The organism is Maritimibacter fusiformis (assembly GCF_008086115.1).
In the GTDB taxonomy this organism is placed as follows: domain Bacteria; phylum Pseudomonadota; class Alphaproteobacteria; order Rhodobacterales; family Rhodobacteraceae; genus Muriiphilus; species Muriiphilus fusiformis.
Genome location: NZ_VSIY01000014.1, coordinates 51,389 through 75,072, shown reverse-complemented (window position 1 = coordinate 75,072; position 23,684 = coordinate 51,389). Strand labels below are relative to the sequence as shown.

Below are 23,684 nucleotides of genomic sequence, written 5' to 3'. Positions count from 1 at the left end.
CACCCTAGCAGGGCTGGCGCATCAGACAACAGCGATCACGAGGATCAGCCCCGCGATCCCTGCCCAGACCCGCCACAGAACCGACACCGCCGCGTCGATCTCGGCCGGGCCGATCCGGCGCGCTCCGTCCGGGTTGACGAAGGGATAATCGCGCTGCGCGCCGTCATAGCTGCGCGGCCCCGACAGCGCCACGCCCAGCACCACCGCCATCGCCGCCTCGGGCCAGCCGGCGTTGGGCGAGCGGTGCAGGGGTGCGTCGCGCCGGATCACCTGCCAGCCGCCGCGCCGCGGGCGCACCAGGTGGATGATCAGCGCGGTCAGCCGCGCCGGCACCCAGTTCAGCACATCGTCCAGCCGGGCGGCGGCCTTGCCGAAGGCTTCATGCTCGGGCGTGCGATAGCCGATCATGCTGTCGGCGGTGTTCACCATCTTGTAGGCCATCAGCCCCGGCAACCCGAGCAACAGAAACCAGAACGCCGGCGCGACGACGCCATCCGACAGGTTCTCGGCAGCGCTCTCGATCGCCGCGCGGGCGACATCCTCGCGCCCCATCCCGGCGGTATCGCGCCCCACGATCCGGCCCACCGCCGCCTGCCCATCCGCAAGCGACAGGTGCAGCGCGTCGGCCACCCCGTCGACATGCTCGACCAGCGAGCGTTGCGCCAGCAGGATCGCGGCCACCACGACCTCGACCACCCAGCCGAACCAGCCCAGCACCATGCCCAAGCCCCAGGCCAGCGCCACCAGCCCGGCCAGCGCCACCGCGCCCGTCACCACCCGGCCCGCGCCGTGATTCATCTGCCGGTCCGCCCAGCCCACCGCGCGGCCCATCAGGACCGCCGGATGCGGCAGCCTTGACCACAGCGCCTCCGGCTCGCCCATCGCCGCGTCGAGCAACAGCGCGGCCAGCAGGATCAGCGGCTGGCTCATCGCCCGAGCGCCGCCTCGAGCTGGTCCCAGCGATCTTCCGGCGGCAGGCCCAGCCGCAGCCAGGTCGCATCATAGGGAAACACCCGCGACCACACCCGGCCTTTCGCCAGACGCGCCTGCCAGCGCGCCGCGTCATCGACGCGGTAGAGCCGAAACAGCGCCGTGCCACCCACCAATTCGCCGCCCCGCGCCTCGACCAGCGCATCCAGCCGCGCCACGTCCACATGCATCCGCTGGCGGGTGCGGTTGGCCCAGCCCATGTCCTCCAGCGCCGCGCGCCCGACCGCCAGCGCCGGGCCCGACACCGGCCACGGCCCCAGCATCTCGCGCAGCCGCGCGATGAGGCGCGGGTCGCCAATGGCAAATCCCAGCCGCAGCCCCGCCAGCCCCCAGAACTTGCCCAGCGATTTCAGGATCACCACACCGGGCCGTTCGGCCATGTCGCGCACGCGGGTGTTGCCCAGCACCACCTCGCAAAAGCTCTCGTCGATCACCACCAGCCCGCGCCCCGGCGCCTCGTCCTCACCCGACCACATCATCCCGGTGGGGTTGTTGGGATGCACCACCACCCGCGCCTCGGCCCGCGCGTCCCCGGGCTCGCTGTGCAGCACCTCCCAGCCCGCCGCGCGAAACGCCGCCGCGTGCTCGTTATAGCTGCGCTCGACGATCCGAACCCGGCCCGGCGTGGCCAGCCTCGGAATGCCCGCGATCAAAACCGACGCCCCGGGCGACGCCAGCACCGCCGCCCCCTCGGGCACCATCCAGAAATCACGCGCCGCACGCTCCAGCGCCCGCACCGCGCCCGTGTCCGGCAGCGCCGTCCAGACCGACCCGGGCAGATCGGGCAGCGGATAGGGGCGCGGGTTGATGCCGGTCGACAGGTCGATCCAGTCCGCCCGCGTCCCGCCATAAAGCGCCACCGCCGCATCCAGCCCGCCGCCGTGATCGCGCTCGTCGAAGGTCATCGGCAGGCTCATCCGTCCTTCTCCGGCAAGGGCGGGTGGCGGGTGACGAAATGCCCCTTCACCGCCGCGGGCCAGTCGCGATACGGCACCTGCCCAGTGACGCTGGCGGCATGGCCCATCGCCCAGGCGACGACGCCCTCGGCGGCCTCCGCGCTCGGCTCGAAGCGGCCCAGCGTGTAGGCCAGCTTGCCCGCCGCCTGCACCGCGATGTTGCAGGAATGATCGCACCCCATCAGGCAGGCGGTGCGCCGCGTGCGCAGCCCGGTGCCCGCCGCCGCCGCCTCGATCATCGCGGCAAAGACCTCGCCGTCGGTGGCCATCGCGCCACGCTCGGCCCAGTCGTCGCGTTTACAGGTATCGCAGATGGTGATCCAGGTGGTCGGCATGTCTGTCTGCATGGGGCTCTCCGGCGGTTTTGCCGTTTGAACAGGATTTCCCCGCCAACCGCAACTCGGCTGGAAGCCGCCGCTTGTGTGTCGCAACTCACGAAAACGTTAAACCTTTAGCAAGGCCGGGCTAGGTTTCCGTCAGCGCCTGTGCAACATCGCGGTCAGGAGTCGCGGATGAAGGTCTTGATCGTCGAGGATAACGCCGACCTTGGGCAGCTTTGGCTGAGCCATCTGGTGCGCCTTGGCCATGACGTGAAGCTGGTCGACTGCGCCGATGATGCGATCAGGATACTGGGCGACACGGGCGCCGACGTGATCGTCGCCGACCTCGACCTGCCCCATGCCACCGCCTCCTCGGTCGCGGATTACGCCGCCTACCGCCTGCCCGAGGCGCGGGTGGTGTTCGTTACCGCCTCGACCTTCTTCTCCGACGGCTCCGCCTTTGCCATCGCCGCCAACGCCTGCGCCTGCCTGCCGACGCGCACCGCGCCCGAAGACATCGCTGCGGTGGTCGAGCATCATGGCCCGCGCGCCGCCAAGGGCATCTGAAAGGCGTTTCCATCGTCGTTGCGGGGCGTTACGCTCACCCGATGGACGCTGCACACACCCCCCGCCCCGAGGCCGTTCTGTTCGATATCGGCAACGTGCTGATCGAATGGCAACCCGAAGCGCGCTATGACGAAATGATCGGCCGCGCCCGGCGCGAGGCGATGTTTGCCGCGGTCGACCTGCACGGCATGAACGAACGTCTCGACCGGGGCGAGGATTTTCGCGCCGTGATCCACGAGACCGCAGACCGCTATCCCGACTTTCGCGACGAGATCCTGATGTGGCACGCGCGTTGGAGCGATCTGGCGCGCCCGCCCATCGACCATTCCGTGCGCCTGCTGCGCGCGCTGCGCAGGGCCGGCGTGCCGGTGTTTGCGCTGTCCAATTTCGGCATCGGCAGTTTCGCGGTGTCCGAATCGGACCACCCGTTCCTGGCCGAGTTCGACCGGCGCTATATCTCCGGGCACATGGGCGTGACCAAGCCCGCCCAGCGCATCTATGAAATGGTGGAAACCGATTGCGCTGTCGCGCCGGGCAGGCTTTTGTTCACCGATGACCGGCCCGACAACATCGCCGCCGCCGCCGCGCGCGGCTGGCAGGTGCACCTGTTCGAGGGGCCGCAGGGCTGGGCCGACCGGCTGGTCGCCGCCGGCCTTCTGACAATGGACGAGGCCGCATGAATATCGAATTCATTCCGTTCGAGGCGGGCGATCTGCTGGACTGGACCGCGCTGACCGATGCCTTCATCGAAGGCCACACCCGTCCGCGCGCCGAGATCGGCGATACCTTCCTCTACCGTGGCCACGACACCCTGCTGTCGCGGTCCGCCTGGATCGACGGCATGGGCATCGCGGTGAAATCCGCCACCATCTTCCCGGGCAACCCGGCCCGCGGCACGCCGATGATCAACGGCGCGGTCAACCTTTATGCCGATGTCGAGGGCACGCTGGATGCGGTGGTCGATTTCCACCTGGTGACCAAGTGGAAAACGGCGGGCGATTCGCTTCTGGGCGCGCGGCTTCTGGCCCGGCCCGACAGCGAATGCATCCTGATCGTCGGGGCGGGCACCGTCGCCCGCTCGCTGCGCGAGGCCTACGGCGCGCTGTTTCCCAAGGCCCGCTTCATGGTCTGGAACCGCACCCCCGCCGGGGCCGAGAAGATGGCCACCACCTATCCCGACACCATCGTCGCGACCGACCTGGAAACCGCCGTGCGCTCGGCCGATATCGTCACCTCGGCCACCATGTCACGCGAACCGATCATCCGCGGCGACTGGCTGCAACCGGGCCAGCACATCGACCTGATCGGCGCCTTCCGTTCCGACATGCGCGAGGCCGACGACACCGCGCTGAAACGCGCCCGCCTGTTCATGGACAGCCGCGACACCGTGCTGGAGCATATCGGCGAGTTCAAGACACCCCTGGCCGAGGGCGTGATCACCCCCGACGATGTCGTGGGCGATTTCTACGACATTGCCGCCGGAGCCTTCCGCCGCGACCCCGGCGACATCACCCTGTTCAAGAACGGCGGCGGCGCGCATCTCGACCTGATGACCAGCCGCTATATCCTCGATGCCTGGCGCGGCCGGGGCTGACGCGGCGCGCCGCGGCGGTTGCACCGCGCCGCGACAACCGGCACACTCGCGCCAGGCTCAAACGGCGCGGGTGACATGATCTGGATCGCGATCCTTGCGGTGCTGCTGCTGTTCGTGGCCGCGCCCTTCGTATTCGAGGCGCTCCGGCGCCCGATGAACGACGCCGCGCGCGGCGGTGCTCCCGGCCAGTTCGCCGAGCTGAGCCGGGGCCTGACCCATTACCAGTGGCACGGCCCCAAATCCGACCGCATCCTGGTCATGGTGCATGGGCTGACCACACCTTCCTGGGTGTTCTCGGGGCTGATCCGGGGCCTTCTGATGATGCGCTACCGGGTTCTGACCTACGACCTTTACGGGCGCGGCTATTCCGACCGGCCCGACGATCACCAGACCCTCGGGTTTCACGCCGACCAGCTGTCCGAGGTGATCGAGGCCGCCGGCATCCGCGTGCCGGTCACGCTCTTGGGCTATTCCATGGGCGGGGCCATCGCCACGCTGTTCACCGCCGAAGAGCCCGACCGCGTCGAGCGCCTGATCCTGCTGGCCCCCGCCGGCATCCGCTACACCCCGTCGCGGCTGCTCACGACGGCGCGGATCTGGGGCAAGGCGGGCGACTGGCTCTGGGGTCTTTTGGGCGGGGTGGCCCTGCGCCGAACCGCCGCCGCCGAGGCGCGCGCGCCCACCGTCATACCCGACCTCGCCGACCGCATGGCGCGCGAGATCGACACCAAGGGTTATCTGCGCGCGGTCCTGTCCTCGGAACGCTTCGCCCTGACCGAGACGCTGGAACGCGAACACCGCGAGATCGCGGCGATGTATGTCCCGACCCTGGCGATCTGGGCCGAGAACGACAGCGTCATCCCGACCTCCGCGGTCGGAGAGCTTGCCCGCTGGAACCGGCAGGCCCGGCAAGAGGTGATCCCCGGCGCGGCCCATTCGCTGGCCTATACCGCCCCCAAGGAAGTGCTGTCCGCGATCCGCGATTTCCTGCGCGAAGTGCCGGAATAGCGCCGCGCCGGACCAGGCCGGAATTTCGCTACCCCAGCCGCTCCGGCATCTCGACCCCGCGCAGGAACTCGCCGGCGTCCATCGCCCGCTTGCCCGGCCTCTGCGCCCGGGTGATCGCCACCGCGCCGGTGCCGCAAGCCACCGTCAGCGGCCCGATCATCGTGCCGGGCGCACCTTCGCCCGCCACCACCTTCGATCCGAGCAGCTTGACCCGCTCGCCCGCCATCTCGCACCAGGCGCCGGGAAAGGGCGACAGCCCCCGGATCAGCCGGTCGACCTCTTGCGCCGGGCGGCTCCAGTCGATGCGCGCCTCGGCCTTGTCGATCTTGGCGGCATAGGTCACGCCCGCCTCCGGCTGCGGCTCCGGCGTCAATTCCCCAAGCCGTTCCAGCGCCTCGACAATGGCCTCGGCCCCCATCAGCGACAGCCGGTCATGCAGCGCGCCGGTGGTCTCTTCGGCCCCGATCGGCGTGCTCCGGCACATCAGCACCGGCCCGGTATCCAGCCCCGCCTCCATCTGCATGATGCAGACGCCGGTTTCATCATCCCCCGCCATCACCGCCCGGTGGATAGGTGCCGCCCCCCGCCAGCGCGGCAACAGCGAGGCGTGGATGTTCAGACAGCCATGTTCCGGCGCATCCAGCACCGCCTGCGGCAGGATCAGCCCATAGGCCACCACCACCCCGACATCCGCCCCAAGTGCTGCGAACTCGGCCTGTGCCTCGGGCGATTTCAGCGATGCCGGGTGGCGCACCGGCAGCCCCAGCGCCTCGGCCCGGGCCTGCACCGGCGTCGGGCGGTCCTTCTTGCCCCGTCCCGCCGGGCGCGGCGGCTGGCAATAGACGCAGGCGATCTCATGCCCGGCCTCCACCAGCGCCTCCAGCACCGGCACCGAGAAGTCCGGCGTGCCCATGAACACGATCCTCATCGTCCCAGCTTTCTTGCCCGCGCCAGCAGCCGGTCGCGTTTCAGTTTCGACAGCCGGTCGAAGTACATCCGCCCGTTCAGGTGGTCGATCTGGTGCTGCACGCTGGTCGCCCACAGACCGACGAAATCGCGCTCCCGCCACTCGCCCGCCTCGTCCAGATAGCGCACCGTCACCGCGCGGGGCCGCGAGATCGTGGCGGCAACGCCGGGCAGGTTCGGGCTGGCCTCGTCATGTTCGCGCATCTGCACGCTGGCATGCAGCACCTCGGGGTTGGCCATGCGCACCGCCTGCCCCCGCGCCTCGGAGGCATCGACCACCGCCAGCCGCTGCATGATGCCAAGCTGCACGGCGGCCAGCCCGACCCCGGGCATCGCCTCCATCGCGGCGATCATCTCGTCCCAGATCGCCCGGGTCTCGTCGCCGATTTCCTCGACCGGAGCCGCCGGGGTGCGAAGCCGCTTGTCGGGCCACATCACGAAGGGGCGATGGCTCATCCCGCATACTCCACCAGGGCCCGCGCGCGCGCCGGCGCGTCGAGCCGGTCCAGCGTCACCAGCCCGTCGAGATGGTCGTATTCATGCAGCACCACCCGCGCCTCGACGCCCTCAAGGTCGGCACCCTGACGCGCACCCTCCAGATCGGTCCAGCGCACCTGAACGCCCGCAGCCCGCTCCACCCGCGTGGTGATGCCGGGGATCGACAAACAGCCCTCGTCCATCGTCACGACCTCGTCCGAGACCGCCACGATCTCGGGGTCGATCATCACCACCGGCGTGCGCGCGCCCTCTTTCCAGTGCGCATCCATCACGAACAAGCGTTGAAGCCGCCCCACCTGCGGCGCGGCCAGCCCGCGCCCGGGGGCGGCATACATCGTCACCAGCATGTCGGCGGCCAGCGCGCGAATGTCATCCGTCACCGGGCCGACCGGATCACAGACCACCGCAAGGCGCGGGTCGGGCCAGCGCAGGATCGGCAGGACCGGCATCAGGCCCGCAGCCGCTCGCGCTTGAGCTTTTGCGACTTGCGGGTGAACATCTGGCGCTTCATCGGGCTGAGGTAGTCGATGAACAGCTTGCCGTTCAGATGGTCGATCTCGTGTTGCAGCACGGTCGCGGTGAAGCCGGCGAAATCGGCCTCGTGCTCGTTGCCGTCCCGGTCGATCCAGCGCACCCGCACCTCGGCGGGCCGGGTCACCTCGGCGAATTGCTCGGGGATCGACAGGCAGCCTTCCTCGTAGACCGACGTATCGTCCGACGACAGCAGCACCTCGGGGTTGAACATAACCAGCGGCCTGGGTGTCTCGTTCGGGTCCTTGGCCGGGTCGGCCACGATCAGCCGTTGCAGCACGCCCACCTGCGGCGCGGCCAGCCCGACGCCGGGGGCGTCATACATGGTTTCCAGCATGTCGTCGGCCAGCACGCGCAGTTCGTCGGACAGGTCCGGCACGGCGTCGGCCACCTTTTTCAGGCGCGGGTCGGGGTGTATCAGGATCGGGCGCAGGCTCATGGCGGTCATTTAGGCGATGCCCGCGCGTGCCGCAATGGCCTTGAAGCGCACCGTTTTCGCCCTTGCACCCGGCCCCGTCACGGCTACCCTCGCCCGAAACTCAGGAGGCATCATGGATTTCGACCGGATCATCGACCGCAGGGGCACCCATTCGGTGAAATGGGACGTGATGGAACAGGCCTATGGCGTGTCGCCCGAGGATGGCCTTCCGATGTGGGTGGCCGACATGGATTTCCGCGCCGCCGACCCGATCCAGGCGGCGCTTGCCGCGATGCTCGATCACGGCATCTACGGCTATTACGGCGACGACACCGGCTACCGCGCCGCGATCTGCTGGTGGATGGCCGAACGCCACGGCTGGACCGTCGATCCGGGCGCGATCTTCACCACCCACGGGCTGGTGAACGGCACCGCGATGTGCGTCGACACCTTCACCGCGCCGGGCGACGGGGTGGTGCTGTTCACCCCGGTCTATCACGCCTTCGCCAAGGTCATCCGCGCTGCGGGCCGCGAGGTGGTGGAATGCGAGATGGTGAACGACGCCGGGCGCTACCGCCTCGATTTCGACGCCTGGGACGCGCAGATGACCGGGCGCGAAACCATGCTGGTGTTCTGCTCGCCCCACAACCCCGGCGGCCGGGTTTGGTCGCGCAATGAGCTTGCGGGCGTCGCCGCCTTCGCCAAACGGCACGACCTGATCCTTGTGTCCGACGAGATCCACCACGACCTCGTGTTCCCCGGCAGCACCCACATCCCGATGGCGCTGATCGAGGGTATCGAGGACCGGCTGGTGATGATGACCGCCACCACCAAGACCTTCAACATCGCCGGCAGCCATACCGGCAACGTGATCATCCATGATGCCGCCCTGCGCGCCCGTTTCGCGGATCGGATGGCGGCGCTGGGCATGTCGGCCAACAGCTTCGGGCTGGTCATGGCCGAAGCCGCCTACAGCCCGGCGGGCGCGGCCTGGGTGGATGGCCTCATCGACTATCTCGACGGCAACCGGCGCCTGTTCGACCAGGGCATCGACGCGATCCCGGGGCTGCATTCGATGCCGCTCGAATCCACCTATCTCGCCTGGGTCGACTTCACCGGCACCGGCATGCCGCGCGAAGACTTCACCGCGCGGGTCGAGACCCAGGCCCGCATCGCCGCCAACCACGGCCCGACCTTCGGCAAGGGTGGCGAGAGCTTTCTGCGCTTCAACCTCGCCACCCCCCGCGCCCGCGTCGTAGAGGCGGTCGAGCGGTTGCAGGCGGCGTTTTCCGACCTGCAATGAGGCGCGCGGTCCGGCGCATCGCGGCGCTGGTGTTCTTCGCGGCCATCGGGCTGGCGGGCTTCATCGCCTATGAGCGTTACTTCGCACCGCCCGTCACGCCGCCGCCGCTGGCCCCGCTGACCGGCCAGATCGACCGCATCCTGATCGAGAAATCCGCCCGCCGCCTGACCGTCTACCGCGAGGGCGAGGCGCTCAGAACCTACCGCGTCGCGCTGGGCTTTGCCCCCCAGGGCGACAAGGACCGCGTGGGCGACGGCAAGACCCCCGAAGGCACCTTCCGCATCGACCGGCGCAATCCGGCCAGCGCCTTTCACCTGTCGCTTGGGCTGGATTACCCGCACCCCGACGACCGCGCCCGCGCCGCCGCAGCCGGCTATTCCCCCGGCGGCGACATCTTCATCCACGGTCAGCCCAACGGCTTCGGCGCGGTGGCGACCCTGCGCTATGACTGGACCGAGGGCTGCATCGCGGTGTCCGATACCGAGATCGAGGAGCTTTGGCGCATCACCCCGATCGGCACCGAGGTCGAGATCCGGCCCTGACGCTAATCCAGCGCCACGATCTCCGCCCGCTCCGCCACCGGCAGCGCGTCGCGCATCTCGGCCAGCGTCTGCCCGGTCAAGGGATGCCGCCAGCCCGGCGCGACCTCGGCGGCGGGCACCAGCACGAAGGCGCGATCCTGGATGCGCGGATGCGGCAGCACCAGCACCTCCGGCGCTTCCTCGCGCTGACGTTCCGGGGCCAGTTCGACCCAGTGGCGCAGCGTTTCCATGTCCGGCAGCACCCGCTCGCCCATCGTCAATAGGTCCAGATCGAGCGTCCGGCTGGCCCAGCGTTCCTTGCGCACCCGGTCGAACGCGCGCTCGATCCGGTGCAGCCGCTCCAGCACCTCGCCCGGCGACAGCGCCGTGTCGCACAGAACCGCCGCGTTGACATAGTCCGCGCCCGCCCCCGCCGGAAAGCACGGCGTGCGGTAAAGCCGGCTGCGCGCCAGCACCCGGATCGGCCCGGTATCGATGGCGTCCATCGCCCGCGCGACGATCTCAGGCGGCGGGCCGTGACGCGACGTTGCGTTGCTGCCCAGCGCGATCAGCATCATTTCGCCCGCTTCAAGCGGCCGCTCAACTTGCGGCATGACAACAAATCCCTATCTTCGGATCATCTTCGCCGAAACGCGACCACCCGGACCACTCACGGCTCATATCACTCACGGGGAGGACGGCGAAAGACATTCGAAAGGACAGATTATGTTTTATCGGGACGAACGGCTTGCGCTGTTCATTGACGGATCGAATCTTTATGCCGCCGCCAAGGCGCTGGGGTTCGACATCGACTACAAGCTGCTTCGGCAGGAGTTCATGCGCCGGGGCAAGCTGCTTCGGGCATATTACTACACCGCCTTGCTTGAAAACGACGAGTATTCGCCGATCCGCCCGCTGGTGGACTGGCTGCAATACAATGGCTTCACCATGGTGACCAAACCGGCCAAGGAGTTCACCGACTCGATGGGCCGGCGCAAGGTCAAGGGCAACATGGATATCGAACTGGCGGTCGACGCGATGGAGGTCGCGGACCGTGTCGATCATATCGTGCTGTTCTCGGGCGACGGCGATTTCCGCCCGCTGGTCGAGGGGTTGCAGCGCCGGGGCGTGCGGGTGTCGGTGGTCTCGACCATCCGCAGCCAGCCGCCGATGATCGCGGACGAGCTGCGCCGCCAGGCCGACAACTTCATCGAGCTCGAAGAGCTGCGCGACGTGATCGGCCGCCCGCCGCGCGAACCGCGCCATGAGGGTCAGGACGAGGAACAAGACGTCGACGCCTGAACCCGTTAAGCTGACGCGAACAGCCCGCGTCCGCGCCACCTCGGAGGCCCGATGATTGTCAGCATTCTGAAGCTTCTCGGCGCGGTCACGGTTGCCGCCACGGTCCTGATCGTGGCGGCCCGCTTTTTCTTCCCCCTGCCCTCGCTGGCGGACCGCACCGTGTCACGCGCGCTGCCGCCGTCGCAGGATACCACCCTGGGCCGGGCGCTTCTGGAACGCATGGAGGCGCATCCCGGGCTGTCCGGCGTGATGCCGCTGAAATCCGGCCTCGACGCCTTCGCCTCGCGCTACCTGCTGGCCGACAGGGCCGAAGAGAGCATAGATGCGCGCTATTACATCTGGCAGAACGACGCCTCGGGCATCCTGCTGCTGGACGCGCTGCGCCGGGCCGCCGAGCGTGGCGTGCGGGTGCGGCTGTTGCTCGATGACAACGGCATCGCCGGGCTCGACCCGCTGCTGGCCGCGTTCGACGCGCTCGACAACGCCGAGGTTCGGCTGTTCAACCCGTTCACCTTCCGGCACCCGAAATTCGCCTCGTATCTATTCGATTTCCCCCGCCTGAACCGGCGGATGCACAACAAGTCCTTCTCCGTCGACGGTGCCGTTACCATCGTCGGCGGCCGCAACATCGGCGACATCTATTTCGAGCGCGGCAACGAGGCGCATTATTTCGACCTCGACGTGCTGGCCGTGGGCAAGGCCGCCCATGAGGTCGCCGACGATTTCGACGCCTACTGGGCCAGCGCCTCGTCCTATCCCATCGCGCTGTTCGTGCCGCCGCCCGAGGATGGCCTCGCCCTGCTCGACCGCGCGTTGGAGCGCGCCCTGGCCCAGCCCGACGCCCCCGCCTACCGCGACGCCATCGCCACGTCGAGATTCGTGCGCGCGCTGACCGACCGGACGCTGGAGCCGGAATGGGTCGAGGCCGTGCTGGTCAGCGACGATCCGGCAAAGGGGTTGGGACGGCTCAAGAACCGCAACGGGCTGATGATCAACCAGCTTGCCGGCATCCTCGACACCGCCGAGCGCAGCATCGACCTGATCTCGGCCTATTTCGTGCCCGGCGACCGGCTGATCGGCTATCTGACCGAGGCCGCCGGTAATGGCGTCAGGGTCCGCGCCATGACCAACTCGATGGAGGCGACCGACGTGATGCTGGTGCACGCGGGCTATGCCGGCACGCGCGCGCCGCTCTTGTCGGCGGGGATTGAACTGTTCGAACTGAAATCGGGCGGCGAAGAGCGGACCCGGCTTGACGATTTCGGCATTCTCGGCTCATCGACCACCAGCCTGCACGCCAAGACGCTGATCGTCGACCGCGAACGGATCTTCATCGGCTCGTTCAACTTCGACCCGCGTTCGGCCTTTCTGAACTGCGAAATGGGCTTTCTGATCGAAAGCCCCGCCCTTTCAGAACTGATGTCCGGCCAGATCGACAGCAACGCCGGTGTCGGCGCCTACGCGGTCGAACTGGACGCGCAAGACCGGCTGCAATGGATCGAGACCGACCCCGACGGCACCCGGACCCGCCACACGACCGAGCCGCGCACGACGGCGCCGGCCCGGTTTCTGGTGCGTGTGGTCGGCTGGCTGCCGATCAAGTGGATGCTCTGACGCCTATTCGGTGGTGGTCCCGTCGAAATGCTCGTCATCGGCCTCGGCTTCGGCCTTGGTCTTGTGCACCACACCGTCACGATGCTCCGGCGGCCCGTAGATCGTGTAGAGCGTCAGCACCTCGTCGCCGGTATTGGTCACGTTGTGACGCGCGCCCGCCGGCACGATGATGCCGTCGTCGCCCTTGATCGGGCGGGTTGTGTCGTCGATCAGAACCTCGCCGGTGCCGGTCTCGATGCGGAAGAACTGGTCGTGGTCGTCATGCACTTCCTCACCGATATCCTCGCCCGGTTGCAGCGCCATCAGAACCAGTTGCAGGTTCTTGCCGGTATAGAGCACGCGCCGAAAATCGCGGTTCTCCTCGGTCCGGTCCTCGATATTGTCGAGATAGCCTTTCATGGCAAAGCCTCCTTTCAAATCACCTCTGCGCCCGCCGGGGCGGGAACGCCTTTCTTTACAGATGTGCAACCCGAGCCGCGGGTTCAACGCGGTGCGGCGTCGTGCCCCGCCTCATGGAGCCTGTTCTGCCCACACGTGGAAACCAAACGTCTGCCAAGATCCCAAAGGGTAGCGCCGGCCCGCGGGGTGGCGTGAAGCGCCGCCCCGTCGCGCTGCAAGCGCGCCTCCGACACGACGGGCGGGTCGGCGCTGCCCGGCGTGCCGCCGGGCGGGGCAACTGGCGGTCTTTCAGGGCAGCTTCTGAATGAACGAACCAGGGACCGGCGCGAATCCCGTGCCCCGCCTCACGCCGCCGTGACGGTCGGGACCGGGCCAAACCACTGGACCCTCGCGGCCCGAGGTCTTAGGTCTCGACCAAAGCCGCCGGAGTGATCCATGCCCAAACCGCCCCTCACCCTCTACCTCGCCGCCCCACGCGGGTTCTGCGCCGGGGTCGACCGCGCCATCCGCATCGTCGAGATGGCGATCGAGAAATGGGGCGCGCCGATCTATGTCCGCCACGAGATCGTGCACAACAAATACGTGGTCGACGGGCTGCGGGCCAAGGGTGCTGTGTTCGTCGAGGAACTGGACGAAGTGCCCGACGACCGGCCGGTGATCTTCTCGGCGCATGGCGTGGCCAAGTCCGTGCCCGAGGCCGCCGACCGGCGCAACATGGTCTATGTCGATGCCACCTGTCCCTTGGTGTCCAAAGTCCATATCGAGGCCGAGCGCCACCATGAGAACGGCCTGCAGATGGTGATGATCGGCCATGCCGGCCACCCCGAGACCATCGGCACGATGGGCCAACTGCCCGAGGGCGAGGTCCTGCTGGTCGAAACCGCCGAGGATGTCGCCACCCTCGCCCCGCGTGACCCCGAGCGGCTGGCCTATATCACCCAGACCACCCTTTCCGTGGACGACACCGCCGGGATCGTGGCCGCCCTCGTCGCGCGGTTTCCCGGCATCACCGGGCCGCACAAGGAAGACATCTGCTATGCCACCACCAACCGGCAGGCGGCGGTCAAGGCGATTGCCCCCAAGGTCGAGGCGCTGTTGGTCATCGGTGCGCCCAACTCGTCCAACTCCCGCCGCCTGGTCGAGGTCGCGCGCAGCGCCGGGTGCCGCTATGCCCAGCTTGTCGGACGCGCCGCCGAGATCGACTGGCGCGCGCTTGAGGGCGTGAAGGCCATCGGCCTGACGGCGGGCGCATCGGCCCCCGAAGTGCTGGTCGACGAGGTCGTCGCCGCCTTTCACGAGCGGTTCGCGGTCACCGTCGAAACCGTCGAGACCACCCGCGAGAACGTCGAATTCAAGGTGCCGCGCGTGCTCAGGCAGCCTGCATGAGCGGCGCGGGCACGATCCGGTTCCACGATCCGGCGGCGAAATACTTCGACACGGTAATGTCCGATGACCCGCCCCAACCGGCGCTTGCCGAACACACCGCCCTCTTGTCGAGCAAACAGACATGACCGCCGACCACGAAACCCTGCTGGTCTATGAGACCCGCGCGCATGACTATGCCGAACTGGTCGGCCGCGCCGCCGCGCCGGGGTTTGCCGATTTCGTCGCGGCCCTGCCCCAGGGCGGCCATGTTCTCGACCTCGGCTGCGGGCCGGGCGACAGCGCGCGGCGGTTTCTCGATGCGGGCTTTTCAGTCGATGCGGTCGATGCGGTGCCCGCGATGGTCAGCCGGGCGCGTGAACTTGGCGTCCCGGCCCGACAGGCGACGTTCGACCAGATCGACACCCTCGACACCTACGACGGCATCTGGGCCAACTTCTCGCTGCTCCACGCCCCACGCGCCACGTTTCCCGGCCATCTTGCCCGCCTGCACCGCGCCCTCAAACCCGGCGGGCGCTTGCATATCGGCATGAAACTCGGCACAGGCGAGGCCCGCGACCGGCTGGGGCGGTTCTACACCTATTATTCCGAGGACGAGTTGATGCGCCACCTGACCAAGGCCGGTTTCACCCCCACCACGACACATCACGGCGCGGGCACCGGCCTTGACGGCACCCGGTCGCCCTGGATCTGGGTGCAGGCCAATGGTTGATCTCGTCGCCCATACCGACGGCGCCTGCTCCGGCAACCCCGGCCCCGGCGGCTGGGGCGTGCTTTTGGAGGCCCGAAACGGCGGCAAGGTGATCAAGACCCGCGAGCTTTCGGGCGGCGAGGCCGACACCACCAACAACCGCATGGAACTCATGGCCGCGATCATGGCGCTGGAAACGCTCGAACGCCCGGCGTCCATCACCATCGTCACCGATTCGGCCTATGTGAAGAACGGCGTGACCGCCTGGATTCACGGCTGGAAAAGGAACGGCTGGAAGACCGCGTCGAAAAAGCCCGTGAAGAACGTCGAGCTTTGGCAGCGCCTGGACGAGGCGCAGGCCCGTCACGATGTCACCTGGAAATGGATCAAGGGCCACGCCGGTCACGCCGAGAACGAACGCGCCGACGAACTCGCCCGCGCGGGCATGGCGCCTTACAAGGTCAAGGCTAGCTGACGTAGCGCTGCCAGATCCAGATCAGCAGAAGCGCCCCGAGGATCGCGCCGACGATCCCGGCCGCAACCCCGGTCAGCAGAAGCAGGAACCGCAGCACCAGCCCCCCGATCAGCGCGCCCAGCACGCCGATCAGGATGGTGGTCGGCACGCCGACGCGGAAATCCATCAGCCGTGTGGCGATGAATCCGGCGGCGGCACCAATGATGATCAGCATCAGGATCGGCATGATCTCAATATGGGGCCGCGCCCGCCGCTTGGGAAGGGCATTCAGCCCCGCCCGTGCGGTTCCTCCCAGTCGAGCACCGGCCCGATCGGGATGATGCGGAACGGGTTAACCGTGTCGTGGCTGTAGTGGTAATGGCGGATATAGTGATCCGCCCGCACCGTCGCCGCCACGCCCGGCCACTGGTAAAGCTCGCGCGCATAGGCCCAGAGGTTGGGATAGTCGATCAGCCTCCGGCGGTTGCACTTGAAATGCCCGTGATAGACCTCGTCGAACCGCGCCAGCGTCACGAACAGCCGCCAGTCGGCTTCCGTCAGCGTCTCGCCCATCAGGTAGCGTTGCCGCGACAACCGCTCCTCGACCCAGTCGAGCGTATCGAACAGCGCATGGACCGCCTCGTCATAGGCCGCCTGCGCGCCGGCAAAGCCCGCCTTGTAAACACCGTTGTTGACGGTGTGATAAATCCGCTCGTTCACCGCCTCGATCTCGCCACGCATCGCCTCGGGCCAGAAATCCTGGCCGTCGCCGGTGATCCCGTCGAAGGCCGAGTTGAACATGCGGATGATCTCGGAGGACTCGTTGGACACGATTGTGTCGCGTTTCTTGTCCCACAGGACCGGCACCGTCACCCGCCCTGATATCCCGGGGTCGGCACGCAGGTAGACATCGCGCAAGAACTCAGCACCGTGCAGCCCGTCGCCGGTCGCGCCGGGGAAATCGGTGGCGAAGGTCCAGCCGTCGTCCAGCATGTCGGGATGCACCACCGATACGCTGATATAATCCTCCAGCCCCTTCAGCGCCCGAAAGATCAGCGTGCGATGCGCCCAGGGACAGGCATAGGACACATAGAGGTGATAGCGCCCGCTCTCGGCGGCAAAGCCGCCTTCGCCCGAAGGCCCGGGCGATCCATCCGGTGTGATCCAGTTGCGAAACGCGGTGGTGGCGCGCACGAACTTGCCGCCGGTCGCGGTGGTGTCGAAATTGTCGGTCTTCCAGTGACCGTTGACGAGTTGGCCCATGATCAGTCTCCTTTGATCCTTACCTAGGCCGATCCCCCAACACACGAAACCCCGCCTTGCGCGCAAGTTCTGTGCGGGTGCGCACAACACCGGCGTCGCGCTTCGGCGCGGTTTCGTCGTTTCGGTCATTGAGCCTCGCGGCCCCCCGGCCTATACCACCCCCGACGATGCCCCGAGGGGCCGGAGAGGTGTGCCGCGCGGCGATCGACCCAGACCGGGGATCAAGGTGCGGCATCGTCGATATGCACAGCCTCTTTGGCCGTTTCGGCCCGTGAAAAGGATGTGCCATGAAACCGCTTGCAACCCTTCCCCTGATCCTGGCCCCCGCCGCCGCCGGGGCCCACCCCGGCCACCTGGCGGATGTCGCGGGCCACGACCACATCGCCGCGGGCGTCGCCATCGGGCTGGCCATCGGCGTCGCGATCTGGGGCGCGCTCAAGGGCCGCCCCAAGGACGAGGCCGAAGACCGCGACGAGGCCACCCCCGAAGACGAACTTCAGGACGCCTGACATGGAAAAAATCGGTGTGATGATCTGCGGCCACGGCTCGCGCAGCCAGGCGGCGGTGGACGAATTCAAGGTGCTGGCCGAGAAACTGCCTGCCTTCCTGCCCGACCACTGGCTGACCGACTACGGCTATCTCGAGTTCGCCAACCCGGTGATCCGCGCAGGCCTCGACAACCTGCGCACTTCGGGCGTCGACAGGATCGTGGCGGTGCCGGGCATGCTGTTTGCCGCGATGCACACCAAGAACGACATTCCCACCGTGCTGAACGCCTATAGCGCCGAGCACGGCATCGAGGTCAGCTATGGCCGTGAGCTTGGGCTGGACCCCAAGATGATCGCCGCCGCCGGCGACCGGGTGCGCGAAGCCGTGGCGCGGGCCGATGCCGCCCACGGCCCGGTCCCGCTGGAGGAAACCTGCCTTGTCGTGATCGGGCGCGGTGCATCGGACCCCGACGCCAACGGCAACGTCGCCAAGGTCGCGCGCCTGTTGCAGGAGGGCATGGGCTTCGGCTGGCTCGAGGTCGGCTATTCCGGCGTCACCTTCCCGCTGGTCGAACCCTGCCTGACCCACGCCGCGCGCCTTGGCTACAAGCGCATCGTGGTGTTCCCCTATTTCCTGTTCACCGGCATCCTGATCGACCGCATCTATGGCTTCACCGACAAGGTCGCCGCCGCCCACCCCGAGATTCAGTTCATCAAGGCGGGCTATCTCAACGATCATCCCAAGGTGCTGGAAACCTTCGCCGAGCGCGTCACCGAACAGCTTGGCGCGGTCCCGCCGCCGAACTGCGGCACCTGCGCCTATCGTGAGCAGATCCTGTCGCTGAACGGCGGCGAGCATCGCCACATCAGCGCCGCCGAGCGCGCCCGCCACCCGGCCTTTGCCGAGGTGCCGCCGCCGACCTGCGTGATGTGCAAATACCGCACCGAGGTGCTGGGCTTCGAGGCCGAGGTCGGCGCGGTGCAGGAAAGCCACCACCACCACGTCGAAGGCCAGGGCGCCAGCGCCCCCGGCTCCAACGTGGCCGATTGCGCGCTGTGCGACACCTTCTGCACCGGCGAATGCAGGCTCGAAATGGCGCATCACCACCACCATCACCACGGTCACGACCACGACCACGACCACGGCGACGGCCATCACCACCATCACCACCACGCCGAATACCCTCACGCCAGCCACCCGCATGGCCCGGAATCGGCGCGCCGCAGATGACGGGCCGCCCGCCTCTGCACTACGAGCGCGACCCGCGCGCGATCTATGCCGCCAGTTTCGCCACCGTCGCGCGCGAGGCCCGGCTTGACCGTTTCCCCGACGGGATGCGCGCGCTGGCCACCCGCCTGATCCACGCCTGCGGCATGGTCGAGGTGGCCGACCGGCTGGCGTTCTCGCCCGGAGCCTATGAGGCCGGGCAAGCGGCGCTGGCCCGGGGCGCGCCCATCCTCTGCGATTGCGAAATGGTCGCCGCCGGGATCATCCGCCGCCACCTTCCCGCAGAAAACGACGTGATCGTCACCCTGAACCACCCCACCGTGCCGGACCGTGCCCGCGCCATCGGCAACACCCGCTCCGCCGCCGCGGTCGAGCTTTGGGCCGACCACCTGGACGGCGCCGCGGTCGCCATCGGCAATGCCCCCACCGCCCTGTTTCACCTCCTCGAACTGATCGACGCGGGCGGACCGAGGCCCGCCGTCATCCTCGGCTTCCCGGTCGGCTTCGTGGGGGCGGCCGAATCCAAGGCCGAGCTTGCAAACAACCCGCGCGGCTGCGATTTCGTTGCCCTGCGCGGGCGGCGCGGCGGCTCGGCGATGGCCTCGGCGGCGGTCAACGCGCTGGCCGCAGGACTTGTGGAGATTGCCCCATGACCCCCTGGCTGCACATCGTCGGCATCGGCGAAGACGGTCTCGACGGCCTCACCCCCGCAGCGCGCGCGGTGGTGGAAGCCGCCGAGGTGATCCTCGGCGGCGAGCGTCACCATACGCTGACGGATGGGCTTGAGGCCCGCCGCATCGCCTGGCCCTCGCCGTTCGATGCCCTGCTCGACACGCTGACCGGCCTGCGCGGTCAGCGGGTGGTGGTGCTGGCCACCGGCGATCCGCTCTGGTTCTCGGTCGGCGCGCGCATCGGGCGCGCCATTCCGGCGGGCAAGATCACCTATCACCCGCAACTCTCCGCCTTCCAGCTTGCCGCCGCGCGCATGGGCTGGTCGATGGCGGATCTCGAAACCCTGACCGTGCATGGCCGCCCGGTCGAGCAGATGATCGCCTTCATCCAGCCCGACGCGCGCCTCCTGATCCTGACCACCGGGGCCGAAACCCCGGCTCAGATCGCGCGGTTCCTGACCGACCGCGGCTTTGGCGACAGCCGGATGACCGTCATGGCCAACATGGGCGGCACCGACGAGGCCCGGTTCGACGCCACCGCGCGGAACTGGCACCACGAGGTGCCGCCCTTCAACACCCTCGCCGTCGAATGCATCGCAGCCCCGGACGCGGCCCTTCTGCCGCGCGTGCCGGGGCTGGCGGACGAGCTGTTCCAGCACGATGGCACCATGACCAAGCGCGAGGTCCGCGCGCTGACTGTGGCCAAGCTGATGCCGATGCGTGGAGCACTTCTGTGGGACATCGGCACCGGCTGCGGCTCGGTCGCCGTCGAGTGGATGCGCGCCGCGCGCTACACCCGCGCGATCGGCATCGAACCGCGCGCCGACCGCCGCGCCATGGCCGCCGAAAACGCGCTGGCGCTGGGCGTGCCGCGGCTTGAGCTGATCGACGGCAAGGTGCCCGAGGCGCTCGACGGGCTGGACGCCCCCGACGCCGTGTTCATCGGCGGCGGGCTGTCCGAGGCAACATACGAAGCCGCATGGTCCGCCCTGAAACCGCTCGGACGACTGGTCGCCAACGCCGTCACCCTCGACAGCGAGGCCCTGCTGATCGACCTGCACAACCGCCACGGCGGCGAGCTGACCAAGATCGCCGTGTCCCGCGCAGCACCACTCGGCCCGCATAGCGGCTGGCGCCCGATGATGCCGGTGACCCAGTGGAGCATGGTGAAGCGATGACCGGCACGCTCTACGGCGTCGGTCTCGGCCCCGGCGACCCCGACCTGATCACGCTGAAGGCCGCCCGCCTGATCGCAGCGGCCAAGGTCGTTGCCTACCCAGCACTTCCCGGAACCGACAGCCTGGCCCGCGCCATCGCCGCCGGGCTGATCCCCGAAGGCGTGGCCGAACTGGTCATCGAAGTGCCCATGACCCAGGCCCGCGCCCCCGCGCAGGCCGCCTATGACACCGGCGCCGCCCGCATTGCCGAGGCGCTGGACGCGGGCCACGACGTGGTGATGCTCTGCGAGGGTGACCCGCTGTTCTACGGCTCGTTCATGTATATCCACGCCCGCCTGTCGCCCCGCTACGATGTCGAAGTCATCCCCGGTGTCACCTCCATCTCCGCCGCCTCCGCCCGCGCCGGCCTGCCGCTGGCCGCCCGCAACGAGGTCACGGCGGTGATCCCGGCGCCCCTTGACGATGCCACCCTACGCAAGCGTATGGAAGCCGCCGACAGCTTTACGATCCTGAAACTCGGCCGCCACATCGGGCGGGTGCGCGCGCTTCTGGACGATCTCGGCCTTGCCGACCGCGCCCGCTATGTCGAGCGTGCCACGCTTGCCGCCGAACGCATCCTGCCGCTGGCCGAGGCCCCCGACCCCGCCCCCTATTTCTCGCTCATCCTCGTCACCAAAGGAGCCGACCCGTGGCTGTAACCCCTGTCGTGCTCTGCCTCAACCGCGCGGGCGCGCCGGTGGCGCAGCGCGTCGCCGCCCACCTCGGCGCGCCCCTGCACGGGCGCGAAGGCCGGGTTGACCGCGCCGACGCCTTCTTTCCCGATGCCCTTGCCCACACCCGCGACCTCTTCGCCGCCGGTATCCCGGTGATCGGGATCTGCGCCGCCGGAATCCTGATCCGCGCCGTCGCGCCGCTCCTGTCCGACAAGACCACCGAGCCGCCGGTGGTCGCGGTCTCCGATGACGGCAGCGTCGTGGTGCCGCTTCTCGGCGGTCATCACGGCGCCAACCGGCTGGCCGCCGACATCGCCCAGGCGCTCGGGGCCACCGCCGCCGTGACCACGGCGGGCGACGTGGCGCTGGGCGTGGCGCTCGATGAGCCGCCCGCAGGCTGGGTGCTGGCCAACCCCGGCGCGGCCAAATCCGCGATGGCGGCGCTGCTCTCCGGCGCCGGTGCGCGCGTGACCGGCGACGAGGCCGACCGGGCCACATGGCTCATGGACCTGCCCGAAGCCAGCGCCGATCCCGTCGAGATCATCTGCACCACCGCCCCCGCCGCACCCACCGGCACCACCCTTGTCTTTCACCCGAAACGCGCGGTTCTCGGCGTCGGCTGCGCACGCAACTGCCCGCCGGATGAACTGATCGGGCTGGCCGACGACCTGCTTTCGCAAGCCAACCTCGCCCCCGGCGCGCTGGCTGCCATCGCCACGCTCGACCTCAAGGCGGATGAACCCGCGATGCACGCGCTCGCCCGCCATCTGGGCGTGCCGCTGCGCCTCTTTACCGCCGCCGAGCTCGAGGCCGAGACGCCGCGCGCCACCACCGCCTCCGAGGTGGTGTTTGCCGAGGTCGGAACCCACGGCGTGGCCGAGAACGCGGCCCTTGCCGCTGCAGGACCGGACTCCACCGTATGGATTCCCAAGATCAAGACCGCCATGGCCACCGCCGCATTGGCAAAAGCCCCCGGCCCGATCACCGAGGCACGGGGCCGCTCGCGCGGGCGGCTTTCGATCGTCGGCATCGGCCCCGGCCAATCCGCCTGGCGCACGCCGGAGGCCAGCCGGATGATTGCCGAGGCCGATGAACTGGTGGGCTACGGCCTCTACATCGACCTGCTTGGCCCCCTCGCCGCGGGCAAGACCCGCACCGATTTCCCGCTGGGCGGCGAGGAAGATCGCTGCCGCTACGCCCTTGAACAGGCTGGCAAGGGCATCCGGGTCGCGCTGATTTCGTCAGGCGACGCAGGCATTTACGCGATGGGTGCGCTGGTCTACGAACTGCTCGACCGCGCGCCTGATGCGCATGGTGTGTCAGATGCCGCGCGCCGGGTCGAGGTGGTCTCGGCCCCCGGCGTCTCGGCCCTGCAAGCCGCCGCCGCCCGCGCCGGTGCGCCGCTGGGGCACGACTTCTGCGCCATCTCGCTGTCCGACCTTCTGACCCCGCGCGACGATATCATCCGCCGCCTGCACGCCGCCGCCGAGGGGGATTTCGTGATCGCCTTCTACAACCCCGTGTCGCGTCGCCGCCGCACCCTGCTGGCCGAGGCGCGCGACATCCTTCTGGCCCATCGCCCGCCGGGAACCCCGGTGTTGCTGGCCTCAAGCCTCGGTCGCCCCGAGGAAACCCTACGCTACCGTATGCTGTCGGAGCTTGAGGTGGACGAGGTCGACATGCTCACGGTCGTTCTGGTCGGCTCGTCCAATTCGCGGCTGGCCCAGCTTGGCGACGGGCCGCGCTTCTACACCCCGCGCGGCTATGCCCGCAAGATCGACGGAGACCTCGCATGACCGTCCATTTCATCGGCGCCGGCCCCGGCGACCCCGAGCTTCTGACCCTGAAGGCGCAGCGCCTCATCAGCGACTGCCCGGTCTGCCTTTATGCCGGTTCGCTGGTCCCGCCCGAGGTCGTCGCCTGCGCCCCCGAAGGCGCCAGGGTGATGGACACCGCCGCGATGACGCTTGAGCAGACCCATGCCGAGATCAGGGCCGCGCACGCCCGCGGCGAGGACGTGGCTCGCGTGCATTCCGGCGACCCCAGCCTTTACGGCGCCATCGCCGAGCAGATCCGCCGCCTCAAGGCCGACGGCATCCCCTACGACATCGTCCCCGGCGTGCCCGCCTATGCCGCCGCCGCCGCCGCGCTGGGGCAGGAATTGACCATCCCCGAGATCGCGCAATCGGTGGTGCTGACGCGCATGTCGATGCAGTCGACCGCGATGCCGCCGGGCGAGACGCTGGAAAACTTCGGGCGCACCGGTGCGACGCTGGCCATTCACCTCGCCGTGCGCAACCTGCGCGAGATCGAGCGGCAACTGACCCCGCATTACGGCGCCGACTGCCCGGTGGTGGTCGCCTACCGCGTCGGCTGGCCCGATCAACTGCTGATCCGGGGCACGCTCGCTGACATCCGCGCCAAGGTGCGGGCCGAGAAAATCACCCGCACCGCGCTGATTCTCGTCGGCCCGGCACTGGGCGAGGCGCGCGATTTTCGCGACTCGGCGCTCTATGACCCGATGAAGCCGCATGTGCTGCGCCCCGTGGCTGGTGTCGACCTGGTGGAAGACCACAACATCTGAGCCTGGGCACCCCGGTCTCGAAGCCTTGACTTGACGTAAACCCA

30 protein-coding genes are annotated in these 23,684 nt (G+C 68.6%); 19 read left to right on the top strand and 11 right to left on the bottom strand.

Features of this window, described 5'->3' with window-relative positions; all coding sequences use genetic code 11:
* Positions 1-21 precede the first annotated feature (21 nt).
* The 3 genes from cbiB to FVF75_RS14465 are packed head-to-tail and all read right to left on the bottom strand — an operon-like array spanning position 22 to position 2,293.
* Positions 22-930 carry an adenosylcobinamide-phosphate synthase CbiB gene (gene cbiB / locus FVF75_RS14475; RefSeq protein WP_148379268.1) on the bottom strand — a complete coding sequence of 303 codons (909 nt, stop codon included), beginning with the start codon at positions 928-930 and terminating at the stop codon, positions 22-24.
* Positions 927-1,907 (bottom strand): threonine-phosphate decarboxylase CobD, encoded by a 981-nt coding sequence (cobD, locus tag FVF75_RS14470; protein ID WP_246138100.1) that lies wholly within the window; start codon positions 1,905-1,907, stop codon positions 927-929. Before cobD ends, cbiB begins: the two co-directional genes overlap by 4 nt.
* The gene (locus tag FVF75_RS14465; protein WP_166128263.1) at positions 1,904-2,293 is read right to left on the bottom strand and encodes a DUF1636 family protein; all 390 of its coding nucleotides are present in this window, start codon (positions 2,291-2,293) and stop codon (positions 1,904-1,906) included. The genes cobD and FVF75_RS14465 overlap by 4 nt, the downstream gene beginning before the upstream one ends.
* Positions 2,294-2,458: 165 nt before the next feature.
* On the opposite strand from FVF75_RS14465, the gene FVF75_RS14460 reads away from it, so the two are divergent.
* The 4 genes from FVF75_RS14460 (at position 2,459) to FVF75_RS14445 (ending at position 5,435) form a co-directional block, all read left to right on the top strand.
* Positions 2,459-2,833, top strand: coding sequence for a response regulator (locus FVF75_RS14460; protein WP_148379266.1), 375 nt, complete (start codon positions 2,459-2,461; stop codon positions 2,831-2,833).
* Positions 2,834-2,874: 41 nt separating this feature from the next.
* The gene (locus FVF75_RS14455) at positions 2,875-3,513 is read left to right on the top strand and encodes an HAD family hydrolase (RefSeq protein WP_148379264.1); all 639 of its coding nucleotides are present in this window, start codon (positions 2,875-2,877) and stop codon (positions 3,511-3,513) included.
* Positions 3,510-4,427 (top strand): ornithine cyclodeaminase family protein, encoded by a 918-nt coding sequence (locus tag FVF75_RS14450; protein ID WP_148379262.1) that lies wholly within the window; start codon positions 3,510-3,512, stop codon positions 4,425-4,427. Before FVF75_RS14455 ends, FVF75_RS14450 begins: the two co-directional genes overlap by 4 nt.
* A gap of 75 nt (positions 4,428-4,502) precedes the next feature.
* The gene (locus FVF75_RS14445) at positions 4,503-5,435 is read left to right on the top strand and encodes an alpha/beta fold hydrolase (protein WP_148379259.1); all 933 of its coding nucleotides are present in this window, start codon (positions 4,503-4,505) and stop codon (positions 5,433-5,435) included.
* 28 nt (positions 5,436-5,463) lie between these two features.
* On the opposite strand, the gene fmt is transcribed toward FVF75_RS14445, so the two are convergent.
* From fmt to def (FVF75_RS14425), 4 genes are read right to left on the bottom strand one after another with little or no spacing between them, the layout of a single operon-like run.
* Positions 5,464-6,363, bottom strand: a complete 900-nt coding sequence (fmt, locus tag FVF75_RS14440) for a methionyl-tRNA formyltransferase (protein ID WP_148379257.1) — start codon at positions 6,361-6,363, stop codon at positions 5,464-5,466.
* Positions 6,360-6,857, bottom strand: coding sequence for a peptide deformylase (gene def / locus FVF75_RS14435; protein ID WP_148379255.1), 498 nt, complete (start codon positions 6,855-6,857; stop codon positions 6,360-6,362). The genes fmt and def (FVF75_RS14435) overlap by 4 nt, the downstream gene beginning before the upstream one ends.
* Positions 6,854-7,348, bottom strand: coding sequence for a peptide deformylase (def, locus tag FVF75_RS14430; RefSeq protein ID WP_148379253.1), 495 nt, complete (start codon positions 7,346-7,348; stop codon positions 6,854-6,856). Before def (FVF75_RS14430) ends, def (FVF75_RS14435) begins: the two co-directional genes overlap by 4 nt.
* On the bottom strand, positions 7,348-7,869 hold the full coding sequence (gene def / locus FVF75_RS14425; protein ID WP_148379251.1) for a peptide deformylase: 522 nt from the start codon (positions 7,867-7,869) through the stop codon (positions 7,348-7,350). The genes def (FVF75_RS14430) and def (FVF75_RS14425) overlap by 1 nt, the downstream gene beginning before the upstream one ends.
* 112 nt (positions 7,870-7,981) lie before the next feature.
* Here def (FVF75_RS14425) and FVF75_RS14420 point away from each other — a divergent pair, with 112 nt between their 5' ends.
* Together FVF75_RS14420 and FVF75_RS14415 are read left to right on the top strand one after the other, a co-directional pair.
* Positions 7,982-9,151, top strand: coding sequence for a MalY/PatB family protein (locus FVF75_RS14420; RefSeq protein ID WP_148379249.1), 1,170 nt, complete (start codon positions 7,982-7,984; stop codon positions 9,149-9,151).
* Positions 9,148-9,693: a L,D-transpeptidase family protein gene (locus FVF75_RS14415; RefSeq protein WP_148379247.1), complete on the top strand. Its 546-nt coding sequence runs from the start codon at positions 9,148-9,150 to the stop codon at positions 9,691-9,693. The genes FVF75_RS14420 and FVF75_RS14415 overlap by 4 nt, the downstream gene beginning before the upstream one ends.
* A gap of 2 nt (positions 9,694-9,695) precedes the next feature.
* Here the strand turns inward: FVF75_RS14415 and folK are convergent, their stop codons facing one another.
* Positions 9,696-10,286, bottom strand: coding sequence for a 2-amino-4-hydroxy-6-hydroxymethyldihydropteridine diphosphokinase (gene folK / locus FVF75_RS14410; protein ID WP_148379245.1), 591 nt, complete (start codon positions 10,284-10,286; stop codon positions 9,696-9,698).
* Between the two features lie 112 nt (positions 10,287-10,398).
* Here folK and FVF75_RS14405 point away from each other — a divergent pair, with 112 nt between their 5' ends.
* Positions 10,399-10,974: a LabA-like NYN domain-containing protein gene (locus tag FVF75_RS14405; RefSeq protein WP_148379243.1), complete on the top strand. Its 576-nt coding sequence runs from the start codon at positions 10,399-10,401 to the stop codon at positions 10,972-10,974.
* A gap of 51 nt (positions 10,975-11,025) precedes the next feature.
* Positions 11,026-12,588, top strand: coding sequence for a phospholipase D family protein (locus FVF75_RS14400; RefSeq protein ID WP_148379241.1), 1,563 nt, complete (start codon positions 11,026-11,028; stop codon positions 12,586-12,588).
* Positions 12,589-12,591: 3 nt separating this feature from the next.
* On the opposite strand, the gene FVF75_RS14395 is transcribed toward FVF75_RS14400, so the two are convergent.
* The gene (locus FVF75_RS14395; protein WP_148379239.1) at positions 12,592-12,987 is read right to left on the bottom strand and encodes a cupin domain-containing protein; all 396 of its coding nucleotides are present in this window, start codon (positions 12,985-12,987) and stop codon (positions 12,592-12,594) included.
* Positions 12,988-13,422: 435 nt separating this feature from the next.
* Between FVF75_RS14395 and ispH the strand changes: the two genes are divergently transcribed.
* Genes ispH through rnhA form a run of 4 tightly spaced genes read left to right on the top strand, consistent with a single transcriptional unit; the run spans position 13,423 to position 15,536 of the window.
* Positions 13,423-14,373: a 4-hydroxy-3-methylbut-2-enyl diphosphate reductase gene (gene ispH, locus FVF75_RS14390; RefSeq protein WP_148379237.1), complete on the top strand. Its 951-nt coding sequence runs from the start codon at positions 13,423-13,425 to the stop codon at positions 14,371-14,373.
* Entirely contained in the window at positions 14,370-14,498 is a 129-nt protein-coding gene (locus FVF75_RS17885; protein WP_281289627.1) for a hypothetical protein, read from the top strand. Before ispH ends, FVF75_RS17885 begins: the two co-directional genes overlap by 4 nt.
* Positions 14,495-15,082: a class I SAM-dependent DNA methyltransferase gene (locus FVF75_RS14385; RefSeq protein ID WP_148379235.1), complete on the top strand. Its 588-nt coding sequence runs from the start codon at positions 14,495-14,497 to the stop codon at positions 15,080-15,082. Before FVF75_RS17885 ends, FVF75_RS14385 begins: the two co-directional genes overlap by 4 nt.
* Complete coding sequence (gene rnhA / locus FVF75_RS14380; RefSeq protein ID WP_148379233.1) at positions 15,075-15,536, top strand: ribonuclease HI; 462 nt, start codon at positions 15,075-15,077, stop codon at positions 15,534-15,536. Before FVF75_RS14385 ends, rnhA begins: the two co-directional genes overlap by 8 nt.
* On the opposite strand, the gene FVF75_RS14375 is transcribed toward rnhA, so the two are convergent.
* Both FVF75_RS14375 and FVF75_RS14370 read right to left on the bottom strand, forming a co-directional pair.
* Positions 15,529-15,762, bottom strand: coding sequence for a GlsB/YeaQ/YmgE family stress response membrane protein (locus tag FVF75_RS14375; protein WP_148379231.1), 234 nt, complete (start codon positions 15,760-15,762; stop codon positions 15,529-15,531). The genes rnhA and FVF75_RS14375 overlap by 8 nt on opposite strands.
* Before the next feature lie 41 nt (positions 15,763-15,803).
* A complete protein-coding gene (locus tag FVF75_RS14370) occupies positions 15,804-16,778 on the bottom strand; it encodes a glutathione S-transferase family protein (RefSeq protein ID WP_148379229.1) in 975 nt (324 codons plus the stop codon).
* Between the two features lie 287 nt (positions 16,779-17,065).
* Here FVF75_RS14370 and FVF75_RS14365 point away from each other — a divergent pair, with 287 nt between their 5' ends.
* Genes FVF75_RS14365 through cobM form a run of 7 tightly spaced genes read left to right on the top strand, consistent with a single transcriptional unit; the run spans position 17,066 to position 23,640 of the window.
* Positions 17,066-17,287, top strand: a complete 222-nt coding sequence (locus FVF75_RS14365) for a DUF6732 family protein (protein WP_148379227.1) — start codon at positions 17,066-17,068, stop codon at positions 17,285-17,287.
* A gap of 1 nt (position 17,288) precedes the next feature.
* Entirely contained in the window at positions 17,289-18,497 is a 1,209-nt protein-coding gene (locus tag FVF75_RS14360; protein WP_148379225.1) for a sirohydrochlorin chelatase, read from the top strand.
* On the top strand, positions 18,494-19,147 hold the full coding sequence (locus tag FVF75_RS14355; RefSeq protein ID WP_148379223.1) for a precorrin-8X methylmutase: 654 nt from the start codon (positions 18,494-18,496) through the stop codon (positions 19,145-19,147). Before FVF75_RS14360 ends, FVF75_RS14355 begins: the two co-directional genes overlap by 4 nt.
* Positions 19,144-20,343 (top strand): precorrin-6y C5,15-methyltransferase (decarboxylating) subunit CbiE, encoded by a 1,200-nt coding sequence (gene cbiE / locus FVF75_RS14350; protein ID WP_148379221.1) that lies wholly within the window; start codon positions 19,144-19,146, stop codon positions 20,341-20,343. The genes FVF75_RS14355 and cbiE overlap by 4 nt, the downstream gene beginning before the upstream one ends.
* Positions 20,340-21,041, top strand: a complete 702-nt coding sequence (cobI, locus tag FVF75_RS14345; RefSeq protein WP_148379358.1) for a precorrin-2 C(20)-methyltransferase — start codon at positions 20,340-20,342, stop codon at positions 21,039-21,041. The genes cbiE and cobI overlap by 4 nt, the downstream gene beginning before the upstream one ends.
* Positions 21,032-22,852, top strand: coding sequence for a precorrin-3B C(17)-methyltransferase (gene cobJ / locus FVF75_RS14340; RefSeq protein ID WP_148379219.1), 1,821 nt, complete (start codon positions 21,032-21,034; stop codon positions 22,850-22,852). Before cobI ends, cobJ begins: the two co-directional genes overlap by 10 nt.
* On the top strand, positions 22,849-23,640 hold the full coding sequence (gene cobM, locus FVF75_RS14335; protein ID WP_148379217.1) for a precorrin-4 C(11)-methyltransferase: 792 nt from the start codon (positions 22,849-22,851) through the stop codon (positions 23,638-23,640). Before cobJ ends, cobM begins: the two co-directional genes overlap by 4 nt.
* Positions 23,641-23,684: the final 44 nt, after the last annotated feature.